General features: G+C 59.2%; 12 protein-coding genes and 1 tRNA gene. 8 read left to right on the plus strand and 5 right to left on the minus strand.

Annotation, left to right across the window (positions count from 1 at the left end):
- Nucleotides 1-46 precede the first annotated feature (46 nt).
- Entirely contained in the window at nt 47-1609 is a 1563-nt protein-coding gene (locus DDE77_RS03790) for a sensor histidine kinase (protein WP_108396103.1), read from the plus strand.
- 35 nt (nt 1610-1644) lie between these two features.
- Here the strand turns inward: DDE77_RS03790 and DDE77_RS03795 are convergent, their stop codons facing one another.
- A complete protein-coding gene (locus DDE77_RS03795; protein WP_108396104.1) occupies nt 1645-2916 on the minus strand; it encodes an O-acetylhomoserine aminocarboxypropyltransferase/cysteine synthase family protein in 1272 nt (423 codons plus the stop codon).
- A gap of 113 nt (nt 2917-3029) precedes the next feature.
- A complete protein-coding gene (locus DDE77_RS03800) occupies nt 3030-3239 on the minus strand; it encodes a hypothetical protein (RefSeq protein WP_108396105.1) in 210 nt (69 codons plus the stop codon).
- 99 nt (nt 3240-3338) lie between these two features.
- Here DDE77_RS03800 and DDE77_RS03805 point away from each other — a divergent pair, with 99 nt between their 5' ends.
- Nucleotides 3339-3722: an SPW repeat domain-containing protein gene (locus DDE77_RS03805; protein WP_108396106.1), complete on the plus strand. Its 384-nt coding sequence runs from the start codon at nt 3339-3341 to the stop codon at nt 3720-3722.
- Between the two features lie 94 nt (nt 3723-3816).
- Here the strand turns inward: DDE77_RS03805 and DDE77_RS03810 are convergent, their stop codons facing one another.
- Nucleotides 3817-5067 carry a GNAT family N-acetyltransferase gene (locus DDE77_RS03810; protein WP_108396107.1) on the minus strand — a complete coding sequence of 417 codons (1251 nt, stop codon included), beginning with the start codon at nt 5065-5067 and terminating at the stop codon, nt 3817-3819.
- 2 nt (nt 5068-5069) lie between these two features.
- The gene (locus DDE77_RS03815) at nt 5070-6446 is read right to left on the minus strand and encodes a lipopolysaccharide biosynthesis protein (protein WP_108396108.1); all 1377 of its coding nucleotides are present in this window, start codon (nt 6444-6446) and stop codon (nt 5070-5072) included.
- Nucleotides 6447-6891: 445 nt separating this feature from the next.
- Between DDE77_RS03815 and DDE77_RS03825 the strand changes: the two genes are divergently transcribed.
- Genes DDE77_RS03825 through DDE77_RS03835 form a run of 3 tightly spaced genes read left to right on the plus strand, consistent with a single transcriptional unit; the run spans nt 6892 to nt 11577 of the window.
- On the plus strand, nt 6892-8103 hold the full coding sequence (locus DDE77_RS03825) for an NAD-dependent epimerase/dehydratase family protein (RefSeq protein WP_108396280.1): 1212 nt from the start codon (nt 6892-6894) through the stop codon (nt 8101-8103).
- The gene (locus DDE77_RS03830; protein WP_108396110.1) at nt 8103-9791 is read left to right on the plus strand and encodes a hypothetical protein; all 1689 of its coding nucleotides are present in this window, start codon (nt 8103-8105) and stop codon (nt 9789-9791) included. The genes DDE77_RS03825 and DDE77_RS03830 overlap by 1 nt, the downstream gene beginning before the upstream one ends.
- Nucleotides 9766-11577: a glycosyltransferase family 2 protein gene (locus DDE77_RS03835; protein WP_108396111.1), complete on the plus strand. Its 1812-nt coding sequence runs from the start codon at nt 9766-9768 to the stop codon at nt 11575-11577. Before DDE77_RS03830 ends, DDE77_RS03835 begins: the two co-directional genes overlap by 26 nt.
- Before the next feature lie 618 nt (nt 11578-12195).
- Here the strand turns inward: DDE77_RS03835 and DDE77_RS03845 are convergent.
- A tRNA-Ser gene (locus DDE77_RS03845) sits at nt 12196-12285 on the minus strand.
- Nucleotides 12286-12528: 243 nt separating this feature from the next.
- Between DDE77_RS03845 and DDE77_RS03850 the strand changes: the two genes are divergently transcribed.
- The 3 genes from DDE77_RS03850 to DDE77_RS03860 all read left to right on the plus strand — a co-directional run bounded on the left by DDE77_RS03850 (nt 12529) and on the right by DDE77_RS03860 (nt 14013).
- Entirely contained in the window at nt 12529-12852 is a 324-nt protein-coding gene (locus DDE77_RS03850) for a hypothetical protein (RefSeq protein WP_108396113.1), read from the plus strand.
- Between the two features lie 53 nt (nt 12853-12905).
- On the plus strand, nt 12906-13568 hold the full coding sequence (gene msrA / locus DDE77_RS03855) for a peptide-methionine (S)-S-oxide reductase MsrA (protein ID WP_108396114.1): 663 nt from the start codon (nt 12906-12908) through the stop codon (nt 13566-13568).
- A gap of 76 nt (nt 13569-13644) precedes the next feature.
- Nucleotides 13645-14013 carry an MmcQ/YjbR family DNA-binding protein gene (locus tag DDE77_RS03860; RefSeq protein WP_245895073.1) on the plus strand — a complete coding sequence of 123 codons (369 nt, stop codon included), beginning with the start codon at nt 13645-13647 and terminating at the stop codon, nt 14011-14013.
- The last annotated feature ends 18 nt before the right edge of the window (nt 14014-14031 follow it).

Consider the following 14031-nt stretch of genomic DNA (forward strand, 5'->3'; position numbering starts at 1 on the left):
GGTCAATTCTTTGGGGTAGCATCTTGCCCGGCGGAGGGGCAGAGCGTTGAAAGCACGGACTTGGAGGGGCGTCTCCCCCACTCAGCTAGCTGTCGGGCTGTTTACGCTGTTCCTGGCGCTGTTTGTGGGGCTGTTCGCCTACTACGTCACGCAAGGCATCGAACGGCAGCACGAGCGCTTCGCCGATCGTTCCAGCTATGCTGCCAAGGTTGTCAGCGCCAACACCTTCTGGATCTGGGAGGTGGCTATCCAGACGCTTCGGCTTGCCGATGTGGAACTGGGCGAAACCATTTTCAGCGAACCCGACAAGATGGCGCTATTGCTGAACGACCTTCCTGCCGGCACGGAAATCTACATCGTCGATGCCGCTGGGAACATGGTTTACTCCACTATTTCCGGAGCGGAACGCGTTTCGGTGGACGATCGCGGGTATTTTCAGGCTGTGAAAAGCGGCCGCCCATTCTACACATCGGCGCTTCTCCAAAGCAAAATCACAGGTGAATCAATCTTTGTGGTCAGCAAAAGGGTCGAGCGCGGCGGCGCTTTTGCAGGCGCGATCATGCTCTCCTTCCCTGAAAGCCTGCTGCAGGAAATATTTGCTACGGTAGACCTTGATCCGGGGTCAACGATCAGCCTGATCCGCAATGACGGACAGTTGATGGCCCGGCACCCACCTGCGGGGGAACCGGTGGACATGAAGAACCATGTCCTTTTCACCGAATATCTCCTGTCTAGCCCCGAAGGCACATATGTTTCCGCCGTTTCGCCGGTAGATGGCGTGGCGCGCGTCGTCAGTTACAAGACCGTGCCGGGAACCCCCATTATAGCGCTAGCCTCCATTGCGACCGACGAAGCTTGGGATCAGTTCCAGCGCGGCATCATCATCCTGATCCTTATTGTATCACCCGTGCTGATCGGGCTGGTGCTGGGATGTTTCTGGATCATAAGCCTCCTCAACAAGGCTTCCAGGCGTTCGGAGGAGCTACAGGCCTCGGTTGACCTCAACACCATGCTGTTTCGCGAAATCCACCACCGGGTGAAAAACAACCTTCAATCGGTGCAGGCACTCGTGCGGATGCAGGACATGCCGGAAACCGCAAAGCGCGATTTGCAGAGCCGGTTTGCCGCAATGGCGGCCATGCACGAGCATATCTACATGGCCGATCGCTATGAGGATATCGACGCCAAGGAGTTCATCCCAGCCATATTGAGGGAAGTGGTGCGCGCCTATGGTTCTGACGCAGAGCTGCAGCTGAACATCGCCAGCATGGCGGTGGACAGGGACCATGCAACCCCGCTGGCGCTGTTGCTGAGCGAGTTGGTCACCAACGCGTTCAAGCATGCCCTTCCGGAGGGCGGCGGGCTGATCACGGTCGAGCTTTCGCCACGTGAGGATGGCCTCGCCAATCTGGTTGTGCGGGACAATGGGCCCGGAATGACGGAGCCGGTTCCGAGCAAAAGCATGGGCATGCGGCTCATCAACGGCATTGTGGCGCAGATGGGCGGAACTTATGCCTTCCGGAACGAGAACGGCACGGTTTTTGAAGCCCAGATCGCCTTGAGCATCAAGGCGCGTTCCGTTGCAGAAAAGGTAGCTTCGCAAGCATAGGAGAGAGCCGGCCACCGAAGTGGCCGGCCGCGGGATCATGCCTTGGCAAGGGCCTGGTCGATATCGGCGATGATGTCGTCTATATGCTCGATGCCGATCGAGAGGCGCACGAGGTCTTCGGACACGCCGGCGCGGGCCAGTTCCTCGGGGGCAAGCTGGCGGTGAGTGGTGGATGCCGGATGGCAGGCGAGCGACTTTGCGTCGCCTATATTGACCAGCCGCAGGATCATGCCCAAAGCGTCGATGAACTTGCCGCCCGCTTCTGCACCGCCCTTGATGCCAAAGCTGACAATGCCTGATGCATGCCCCTTGGTGATGCGCTTGGCCACCTCATTGTATTTGCTGGTGGGCAGGGCCGCATAATTGACCCAGCTGACCTTGGGGTGGTTTTCAAGATATTGGGCGACCTTGAGCGCGTTTTCGCAATGGCGCTCCATGCGCAGGCCTAATGTTTCCAGCCCCATGAGGAACAGGAAGGCGCTGTGCGGCGAGAGCGCTGCGCCCGTGTTGCGGAGGGGAACGACGCGGCAGCGGCCGATATAGGCTGCAGGGCCCAGCGCCTCGGTATAAACCACGCCATGGTAGGACGGATCGGGTTCGTTGAGGACCGGGAAGCGGGCCTTGTTGGCCACCCAGTCGAACTTGCCGCTATCGACGATGATGCCGCCGATCGAATTGCCATGGCCCCCGATATATTTGGTGAGCGCATGAATGACGATGTCGGCGTCGAAATCGATGGGGCGGCAGAGGAAAGGCGTGGCCACCGTGTTGTCGACGATCAGCGGCACGCCATGGGCATGGGCGACTTTGGCCAGGAGTTCGATATCGACTACATTGCCGGCAGGGTTGCCAATGGACTCGCAGAACACGGCCTTGGTGTTGTCGTCGATCAGGGCGGCGATCGCATCGATATTGCCGGCGTCGGCAAGGCGCACTTCAATGCCCTGGCGCGGGAAGCTGTGCATGAATAGATTATAGGTGCCGCCATAGAGCTGGCTGATCGAGACGATGTTGTCACCGACGCCGGCGATAGCCTGGATGGCATAGGTGATCGCCGCCATGCCCGAGGCAACCACCAGACCGCCAATGCCGCCCTCCATTTCGGCAACGCGCTGCTCCAGCACGGCAGTGGTGGGGTTCATGATGCGGGTATAGATATTGCCCGGCACGGCCAGGTTGAAGAGATCGGCGCCGTGCTGCGTATCATCGAACGTATAGGAGGTGGTCTGGTAGATCGGCACGGCTGCGGCCTTGGTCGTGGGATCCGAATTGTAGGCGTGGTGCAAGGCGAGGGTTTCGAGCTTCATTGGAGTTCCTTTCTTTGGCATCTGGTGGGTCAGCCCTGATTGCTCATGGAATCGCGCTTCGGCGAAAGCCTGGTGGCATATTCGCCAGTGTGGACGCGAGGGCAATGGGGCATTCAAGCGTGTGGCAGTGATCCCTCGCGTGGGCGGAGGATAGAAAGCGTCAGGAGTAGGGCACTGCTCACCGCGTGAAGCAAGATTTGCAAGGGCACCGACAAGCCGCTTTCGAGCAGGACCAAGGCGATGTCACCGGCAGGGATGATGGCGCTTGCGGCGAGGAGGCGGCCTGCAGTCAGAATAAGGCAAAGGCGGGAGCGCTGCGGCATTCAAATGCTCCCAAGTTCAATGGGCGGGCCGGATGCCGTGGGAACCGTTCGGGGAAATTTCCGTTGGATTTGCAGCAGATAAATACACTGGAGGCTCAGATGATCAACACACGCACGCATGGTATCATCGACTACCTTATGGGCTTGGCGCTTATTCTTGTCCCATTTCTCTTCAACTTCGGTGCCGTAGAGCCGGCAGCGCTCTGGGTACCAGTTATCCTGGGTATCGTGGTCTTGATGACCAGCCTGATTACCAAGTATGAACTCAGCGTCGCAAAAATCATCCCCATGCCAATTCATATTGGCGCGGACGTCGTCGTCGGCCTGCTCCTGGCCGTTTCGCCATGGCTCTTCGGCTTTGCCGACCAGATGTGGATGCCGCACGTTGTGCTCGGCGCGCTTGAAATCGGTGTTGCTCTGACCACCCAGAAGCATTCCGCCTATGACGCCCACAATGGTGTCGGCCACGCCGCCCACCGCTAATACGCTTCATACATATAAAGCTTTTGAAGGTCGCCCTCGGGCGGCCTTTTCTCTTTCGGGTTTGCACCGCCCCAGGAGACTGCTCCGGCAAACATCAAATCGGCTGGGTCAGCACGTGTTCTAGAGTATGGACGAGGCCAGTGCTGCCCATGAAGATGTTTGCGCTAAGCCTTTGGACATGCCTGCGCCATGTCCGGGCGAGGCCTTGAGCATGGGCGATCGCACCCTTGCCCAAGGTTTTGGCACGTTGCCGTGCAGCCCAGCCAACGGTGTGCAGCCGCGCGATACAGTCGGTGCCCCAATTTCTGGGTCCCACGACTAGAGTGCCCATTGGCACATCACCGTTCCACAAGCCTTGGATGACATGACCATCGGCGGTGGTGGACGAGTCCATGTCCGTGCAGTCAGTGCCGGCGTAAAAGGCTTCGACGATCATATATTCCAGCACCAAGCCTGGACTAAATTTGCGATAGCGCTCGTCATAGGCACATTTGGGCGTGAAGATCGTTTCGCCGGCCTGCATGTTGATGCTTAGCGCAATTGGTTTGTCATCCAGCAACAGGCTATCGACCGATGTCTGGCCGTCTCTTGGGCAAAAGGCTTGGCGGGCAAAGCGCGCATGCTGGGGCTTGGACAGGAAAGAGGTGCCAGCCTTACCCTTCCAGCCGGCATGCTCGACGGCAAGAAACTGTTCGATGCGTTGCGTCACCAGAGCGGGATCGGCTGCCCGCTCGAAGCGCACCTCGCCCAATTCCTCGAGCCGGCGAATTGTGCGTTGAATATCCTTCACCCGGCTCCTGGACACGGTTGAACGCAGATGCTCGGCAAAGTCGCACGATGAGCGGGTGAGCCGGGAGCGCCTATAATTTGCCAGCGGCAGGCAGCGCAGCGAGCTGGTGCCCGCCAGAAAGTTCAAGCGTTGGGCGAAGCGGCTGCAAAGGTCCACATGCGGAAAACTCCAGCGGCGCGGGATCTGACTCGTGCGAATGGCATCGCTCCAGGCGACGATCACATCGTCCGCCCGGTCCTTGTTGATCAGGGGCTGGCTGCAGAACTGATACAGATTGGTTGCCGCGACGGCGCGCGTGAGAGGAAGCTGCTTTAGACGGAACGGAAACATGCCGAGCAGTTGGCTTCCGTCCTCGCTGCGAACACAAACGGCGCGAAGCCCTGATGCCCGGTCAATGGTGTTCAGGCCCGCCAGAACATAGGAACGAGCATAGAAGGGATTCTCGTCCAGCGCATTGCGGGAAAGCTCGTCCCATGCCGCAGCTTCGATATTGCGGATGTCCTTTTCGTCGAGAACTTCAAGGATCAGTTTTGGCGCACTCGTCGTTGGTTTCATGATCAAAGCTCCCCTCCACGAGGCCTTATCTGGCCAAACACCGGCAGCACCAAACCAAGCTGGCTTTGAGCAAACCACGCGAGCAGAATGCCTCGTACCGTCAATCCTGCCACGAGCCCCAGAGCTGCGCCCAGCGGCCCCAACAAGGGTACCAGGCTGACAGCAACACCCATGTTCACCACCAGTGCCAGCAGAAACGCTAGAGAACAAAGGCGCTCCTTGCCCAGCATGGTCAGAACGTCTTCCCCGGGTCCCAGCAGGCAGGCAATGACAATGCCCGAGCATAGAACAGGGACCAGATAGTGCGCCTGCCCGTAGTCTGAGCCAAAGAGGTTAAGCAACAATCCCCCAGCCAGCAAAAGCAGGACGGCTCCTGCTGCCGACACGGTGGTGGACAACAATGCGGACCGCCGGATCAGCGACTGCAATTTCTCGAGTTCGTTCGTGGCAGCGAGCTTGGCATATTTTTGGGCGGTCACGGCGGTGACACCATAGGGCACATAGGCCAGGATCTGCGCGATGCGCGAGGCCGCAAAGTAAAGCGCCACCGCCTCGGGTGGGGCAAAGAACCCCAGGATCAGGATGTCGGCATTGGCGAACAGAACTTCGGCAACATCTATGCTCGCGATCGGCAGTGCCGTCTTGGTCCATTGATGTATTGAGTAGATTGGTCGGGCGTCACCAAGAGCAGCGCGGAGGTGGACCTTTAGCAGCGCGAACTGGATGGCAACACTCAGGATCAGTCCTAGGACAGTGAGCGCCATAACCGTATTCGCATCCGCACCCAGGCCGAGTGCCGCAAGGGCGCTCAACCCGATAATGATGATTAGGTGTCGAAGCAGATAGGCCGGGCCGATGCCCAGATTTGGCCGATCCAGGCCGCGCGCGATGGCTTCCAGAAAATCCTGCAGGGCCAGCAGCGGTATCCCCGCAAGCGCAAGGCTAGCTAATACAACATACCCAGGCTCCAGTGGCGAAAGCGGGCTATAGATCAGGGCAGCGGCAGCTGCGATCACTATCGAGGAAACAGCGGCGGTAAAGGCCAAAGCAAAAATCAGAAGTCCGCGCGCCCTGCCCTGCTCACCCCGCTCAAGATAATCAGCAAGCAGACGGCAAAGCAGCTGCGCTGTCCCAAACGTGCCGAAATGCCCCAGCAGCAGCAGGTAGACCAGGACCAGGGCATAGCGCCCGAACTCTTCGGCTCCCATGACTCGCGAAGCAAACACTTGAGCTGCCAACGCAATTCCCGCGCCAGCAATGCGTAGCCCCATGACGTGAAAGGATGGGCTCGCCAGCTGCGGCAAGCGGGCTGCAAGGCTTCCGACTGCATCCAGTGCCTGGTTGCTGAACAGTTTCTGCCGAACACTGAAAAGGCTCAAATTACTCTCGTGGGTCCGCAACTTCCATGCGCCGGCGCATCGTCAGGGAGGTTAGACGGGTGTCACCGGAAAAGTACTGCTTTGTGCCCTTATGGTTACAAACATGATTAGGAACGGTGGTGGCGCCATCCACCGAGCTCGTTGGGGTGAGCGTCGACAGCTTCTGAAAGCGGACGAGTCCGATACTCACCTTGCTTGCCTTTGTCGAGCCAGCAGCAGCGGCGTCTGAGCCCCTTGCCCAGAGCATGATTTCCGCAATTGGCAGCCCACTATTAAGCTTTTCTTGCCTCTAGCCAGCACCAGTTGGGAACACCGGGCGGCTCCCGGCACGCAGCTTGCCGATGTCGTGCGATGGTGGCGTTTCGGCTCGAGCCTCTCATCCAGGGGAGATAAAGCCGAACCATTTGGCACCGCAAACGTCTAGTTAGAAGTAGTGGAGGTCTGGATGAAAATCGTGGTTCTGGGCGGTGATGGCTTTTGCGGCTGGCCTACAGCCTTGCGGCTGTCGCGGGACGGTCATTCGGTCACCATTGTCGATAACCTGTCGCACCGGCGGATCGATCAAGAGCTAGGGGTCCAAAGCCTTACCCCCATAACTGCAATCGAGGAGCGGCTCGCGGCGTGGCAGCGCGTGAGTGGCAGGACTATTGCCTTTCAGAATATTGACATTGCTCGGGATTACGACGGCTTGGCAGCCATGCTGGCCGAGCAGGCGCCCGATGCTGTGGTGCATTTTGCCGAGCAGCGTGCAGCGCCCTATTCCATGCGCAATGCGGCAACCAAGCGCTACACGATCGACAACAACATCAATGCCACCCACAATTTGCTCGTGGCATTGGTGGATCTCGGCTTCGACACGCATCTGGTGCATTTGGGAACCATGGGCGTTTATGGCTATGATGGTGATGGGCTTGAAATACCAGAGGGCTATCTGGATGTAACTGTGTCCAACCAAGCGGGGCAGTCTCTCCCTCGTTCCATTCTTTATCCCACACAGCCCGGAAGCGTTTATCACCTCAGCAAGTCGCTCGATCAGCTGCTGTTCCAGTTTTATGCCCGCAATGACCGGCTGCGGATCACTGACCTGCACCAAGGCATTGTTTGGGGCACCCAGACCGAGGAAACCCGGCTCGATGACGCCCTGGTCAACCGCTTCGATTATGACGGGGACTATGGCACGGTGCTCAACCGCTTCCTTGTACAGGCGGTCAACGGCTATCCATTGACCGTGCATGGCAGCGGCGGGCAGACACGGGCCTTCATCAATATCCAGGATACGGTGCGTTGCGTGTCCCTTGCCCTGAACAACCCGCCTCCCCCGGGCGACAGGGTGCGCATCACCAATCAATTGGCCGAAACGCAGAGCGTGCGGGCAGTCGCCGCCATGGTCGCCGGAATAACTGGCGTTCCCATTGCCAATGTTGACAATCCTCGCAAGGAGGGTGAAAGCAACACGCTGCGTGCATCGAACCAAACATTCCGCGGGTTGGGACTGGACCTCATCCTGCTCAAAGATGCGCTGCTGAACGAAACGCTGGAAATCGTGGAACGCTACAAGGATCGCTTCAATCCTGAAGTGGTACCGGCCCGTTCACTGTGGACGCGTGACAATCGCCCGGGCCTCGTGCCGGGCCTTGGCGAGGGCATAACCAAGTAATGCGCGACCTGTTGCGGCTCCTGGGCCTGGCAATCCTGGTATTTGCCATAGTCGGGTTTGCCATGATCTACTCCCGTGACAGCGCCTTCCGCTATGGTGTGACGGCCTTTGTGTCCGGCGCGAGCGGCGCGGTTAGTCGCGGCTTTGTTGACCTGACTGGCTTTGGCAGAGGGGAAAGCACCCCCCAACTGGAAACAACGACCCTGCGGATTGCCCGGGCGCGGCCGGCAGATTGGGTCGGTCTGACAGGTTACGGCGATCGGACGACCGTGCCTTTTTCGGTGCCTTTGGTGGGCAGCTATGTCGATGGCCAGCTCGATTTGCGCTTTGACGCACAACTGGCCCAGGGCAGCACCGGATTGCTCAGCATTGCAGTCAATGGCAGGCAGCGCAGTGAAATCGTGATCGACACAGGCCACAACGCCTATGACGTGACCATTCCGCTCACCCAGAGCGATCTTCTGGCAAACACCGTTCTGGTGGAGTTGACCTCGCGCGGAACAGGCAACGACGGGCAGATGTGCCCCAGTGAAGCGGCCAATGCAGGGATCGCGATCAGCCTTTTACCCGAAAGTGCAATTGTGCTGACCACGTTGCAAGCGGAGCGGGATCCCCAGACTGCCCTGATTGCTGCCGCCGATCCATTGAATATCTATTTGGGAGAAGATCCGGAAGACCAGATCGTTGCTGTCTGGGGTGCCCAGCATATGGCCCGTGCCGGCGTATCCGCGATCCTGGTTGAAGACAAAGTGACACCCGGGCGGGTCATCGTAACCGACAATGCAACTGCGCCGAACCCGGTCGAGCTCGATAGCGGTGGCAATATCGTGCTGAACGGGCTGCTGGGCCTGCGCCGGGCTATCGAATTCCGCCGCGCCGAGACTCGTGATCTGTTTGAGCAGTGGCCCATTCCAGCGGCAGGCCTCACCAAACAAACCATGGCTCGCAATTTCAACGGCACCGAGAGCTGGACTGTTTCCTACCCGATCGCCGACTTGCCTGGGGGGCTTACGCCAACCAGCTTTGAGCTGGCGTTGCGCGCCAGCCAGCTGGCGGACGGAAATGAGTGGATCGTTCGCGTCTCGCTCAACGGCAATCTGCTGCAGACGGCGCGTTTGCCCGGCAACGTGCCCGATATATCCCTAGCGATTGACTTGCCGGTGGCGCTTCAGGGTCTGAATAACACCATCGAAGTCGAGCTGGTCGATACATCACCGGTCCAGGGCGCCTGCCGGGCTGCTCCTGATGCGCGGGCACAATTAATGCCGCAGAGCCGGTTGGTCGCATCAGCATCCCAACCCAGCACCGGTTGGGGCGCTTTGGTGCGGCGACTGGCGACCGCCTCCTTTGTTACGCCTGGCAATCAGGCGCCGCTCAATGCCACCCAGGCCACCCGTCTAGCGACCGCACTGGCCCAGTTCCTGCCAGTGGAGGCCAATGTGACCTTCCAGCCCGAGGCCCCGCCCATGACCCTGACGGCCCTCAGCAAAGACAAGCTTGCCGAAATGTTGCAGCAGCCTCAAGCGAGCGCGCCCGACCAGGACGCCTGGATCATCATTTCCCGAGGCGGAACAGCGGCTGACTCCCTTAACTTGCATGACCTGAAGGCTCTGGACCCGGCGAGCGTTCTGGAGCGAATGCATTCAACCAGTTTGGCAATCCTTGTCCAAAGCCCGTCCCCGCAGTGACCTGCCGCCAACCGGCCATCAATATTGGTCAGTCGACAGTGCCCCGGCGACGCTGACGCGTCCGTTGCCGCTTACTTCGGCGCCTCTTGTGCTGCTGCTGTTCACCTTGTTCAGTTCCATAACACTGTTTGCGGTCAACACCGTGCCGTGGCTTGTCGAGACCTTTCCTAATCACGACTTCGTCTTTTCGCCCTATATGGGCACCCATTCCATCCCTCTACGCATCTTCATCCTCAGCTTCTACCTCGCCTTTACGGCGGCCGTAGGCGCGACCTCTTTGGGCAAGCTCAAATTGCTGGTGGAGATGACGTCCTTGTTCATCCTCATCTGCTGCGCCTTCGACCTGCTCAACGTCGTTCTCTACGAAGCCTTTGGTTTCATCTATTCGCTGCATGTGGTGGAAATCCTTTCGGGCCTGTTCGGCTATTTCGTGTTTTCGCTCAAGCTGCTGGACCACGGCAGCATGCCCCAGAGGGCCAGCACCCCTGTGGGACGGCGATACAAGGGTCGCGGAGCACTAAGGCTGGGTATTGCTGTGGCAATCGCCATTGTGCTTTCGGTTCAGGTCGACCGTCTGGACCTCTTCATCATCGAACGCTTGCGGGACATCGCGCTGTTGGGCGGAACGGGACCGGGCGTCTTTCTTTTCCTGCCCATGTTGTTTCTGCTGCTTTATATCGACGGCACGGTCCAGGCGATCATCCGGCGCAAGGTCGTGTTTACCCCGCCGGTCACGGTGATCGTGCCGGCACATAATGAGGGCCACGTCATCGGCCGCACCATTGCGAGCCTGGATGCCTCGGCAGCCCAATATGGCGGCGAGGTGCTGGTTCTGGTGCTGAACAACTGCTCGAGCGACGACACGATCAAGGCTACTTGGCTCGCCTTCGACAAGGCAAGGCATCTCAGGGGGCGGGTCGTCGATGTGCCGACGCCAGGCAAGGCCAAGGCTCTCAACCGCGGGGTCATGGAGGTGGATACGCCCTTCATGATCCGCATCGATGCCGATACGCAGGTTCAGCCGCCAACACTTCGCCGCGCCATGCGTCATTTTTCCCGCCAGGGTGTCGGCATTGTTGGAGGATTGCCCTTGGCGCCGGGAGATGGTCCGTTTGATCGGGCCCGTACGCTCGAAGTGCTGCTCAAGCACGGCTATTACCAGGTTGCGTATGGCGCAACCGACGCCATAGTGGGTGTGCCCGGCATGTTCGCGGCTTATCGCACTCGTCTTGTGCGCGCGGCGGGCGGGTTCGTCACCGGCATGAATGGCGAGGACACCGACGTTTCCCTGCGCATCGGTGAAATGGGCTATCGGATCGTTGGCGATCCATCAGTGGTCTATGTTTCGGAAGTACCAGTGACCTACCGGCACTTGCGCGAACAGCGCATGCGCTGGTTCCGCTCGGTTTATCACGTCAGTGCCCGCAACCGGAACTACCTCGATAGCTGGCGCTTCTCCATGCGCGGCAAGATCATCCTTCCATTCATGCTGCTCAATTCAGCGCGCCGGGCCATGATGGTGCCATTGGCGCTGTTCAGCCTGCTCCATCTCGGCTTCGCCTTTGAGCAGGAAGCAACGCTTACCGCTAGCGCTGCGCTCGCTGTCCTATTAGGAGCACCCATGCTGATGGCGGCCTTCGCAGCTCTCGCCAATGGCCGCCCAGGAGCATTGCTCGGACTGCCGCATTATACCCTGTTCCGCATTGCACGATCATACCTGACGTTGGAATCCGTGCTCAGCATTGCTTTCGCCGATTCCCGCAAGATGCGTAAAACTGCAACTTAAAGCCTCACGGCCTGTTCTTGTTCTTGGGCGAGTGTCCATGCGCGGTTTTCGGCAGGTGCCGAGCTGCGGTGAGGTCCCGGAGCAATGCGCTATCCGCTGGTGGCATTTCTGTTCGTCTTTTTGCTGGGTCCCTATACAGCCCATGCTCTGCTTACAGGCTCTGCGCGCTTCCAGTCCAAGTCGGCAGTCCAGGCTGTAGAGATCGGTCCCATTGCCAAAGCGGTTATCCACAGCAGGAGCTTGGATGCTGGCGCCCGACTATCCCACTTGATCAGCTTGAATGCGCCCGGGATTCGGTCTGCTCCCATGCGCGCTGGCTTTCAGCACACGGGCAATACCCTGCCCTCGCCATCTCCGGGGTCCCAGCTGCGCTAGGCCGGATAGGCGGACAGCGACGGCGCTCTTTCTTACAGCCGAGCTTGCCGCTCATGGCTGCATCTATGCGATGCATGAGGTGTGGGACTACGGCGATATAGGCGTCGCGACAATCCCATTTAGATCCAGCGACAGACAGCCATTTCGCAGATGTGACCACGCAACTCCGTGGTTACAAACTGCTCCCATATGGGAACAGGCCGCTGCTAGGTCTTTGAGATCACGGGCATTTTAGAAGGGGGGTGGCGGAGAGAAAGGGATTCGAACCCTTGAGACGGTTCCCCGCCTACACACTTTCCAGGCGTGCGCCTTCGACCACTCGGCCATCTCTCCGCATCGCCTAATCTCCGGATGGAAAACTCCGGAGGGCCGGCTGGTGGCCGGCGCGAGCGAGGCGCAATATACTTATCGGCGGGCCGGACGCAAGCGTTCACGACGCTGGGATCACGATTGTTTTTGCCTAAAGCGCTTCCCATCTTGTGAGAAGCCTAGCGGGCGTGGCACAAACGCCTTTGTCCGCAGGATAAAAAAGGCAGCTCGGCCTTGTTCTTATCCCCGTCGGCACAGGGAATTTGGATGCGGCTGATCTTGAGAATATTGGGCACCTGGCTGATTGGCCTGGCGCTGGTCCTGCTTGTTATCGATGGGACAAAATCGTTGGGCGCCAGTGCTTTGGTGTTTACCAGCCTCAGCGATCTTTGGACGCAAGTGCATGCGCCGAGCCTGGATGGGGTGCGGGCTTTCTTTGCCAGCCGGTTCTTTGCGGACCTGTTGGACAATGGGCTCGATACGCTTTTGACCTATCCGGCGTTTGCGGTGTTCGGGATCCCCGGCATCATCGTGGCGCTGGCGGGCCGGACGCCGCGGCGGGAGCGCTTCTTGCGGCAGGACCAGATCTGAAAGGACGCCCGAAGCGTTCTTGGTTGCCGAATTGTGTCGTGAAAGGAAACAAGATGTTTTTCAGATCCAAGCCCTCGACCATTCCTTCCCCCAGCGAAGCCCTTCCTGGCCGCGACACGCAAATGCCCGTGGCGGCTCAGCATTTCGTGAATGGCGCTTCCCTCAAGGATCCTTATCCCGAGGGTTCGGAAATTATCTATTTCGGGCTTGGTTGCTTTTGGGGCGCCGAGCGGCTGTTCTGGGAATTGCCCGGCGTGGTGGTGACGGCCGTGGGCTACCAGGGCGGATCAACCAAGAATCCGACCTATGAGGAAGTCTGCTCGGGGCTTACCGGGCATACCGAAGCCGTCAAGGTCGTGTTCGACCCGGCCAAGATCAACCTCGAGACGCTGCTCAAGACGTTCTGGGAAGAACATGACCCGACGCAGGGGATGCGCCAAGGTAATGATGTGGGCACGCAGTACCGATCCGCAATTTATACGACTTCCCCCGCCCAGGAGGAGATCGTGAAGAAAAGTCGCGATGCCTACGAGAATGCGTTGAACAAGAAGGGTTTGGGGCCGATTACGACGGAGATCGCACCGGCTGCCGAATTCTTTTACGCCGAGACCTACCATCAGCAATATCTGGCCAAAAACCCCAATGGCTACTGCGGGTTACAAGGAACGGGCGTGTCCTGTCCGACCGGGCTGGGCGTGACGGCCGCGACGGAATAGTGCTCGGGATTTTTTCGTTTCATCCAAGCCGATCCCGGTTCACCGGATCGGCTTTTTTGCTAGCAGACTGTTAACGTTGAGCTTAGCGTTTCACCCCATTATGCATCGCGAAATGTTCGAGGCGTTTATCCTCGGCTTGCCGGGCGCGACGCTGGTGCGCCAGTGGCGCGATGATTCCGTGGGCAAGGTCGGGGGCAAGGTGTTTGCGCTGCTCGACAAGGATCCGGGCGAGATCTGGTTCAAGGCGTCACCCATGGCGTATGAATTGCTGTGCGAGTTGGAGGGGGTCCGTCCGGCGCCCTATTTCGCGCGGGCGGGGTGGGTGGCGGTGTCGGCAAGCAGTCCGCTGAGCGAGGACGAGATGAAGGCCTATGTGCGGGAGGCGCATCGGCTGGTGGCGGCGCGGTTGACGCGGAAGGTGCGGGCGGAGTTGGGGTTGGACTAGGTCCGTTTGTTCCGAGGC

The sequence above is a fragment of the Devosia submarina genome (genome assembly GCF_003056345.1).
Taxonomy (GTDB): domain Bacteria; phylum Pseudomonadota; class Alphaproteobacteria; order Rhizobiales; family Devosiaceae; genus Devosia; species Devosia submarina.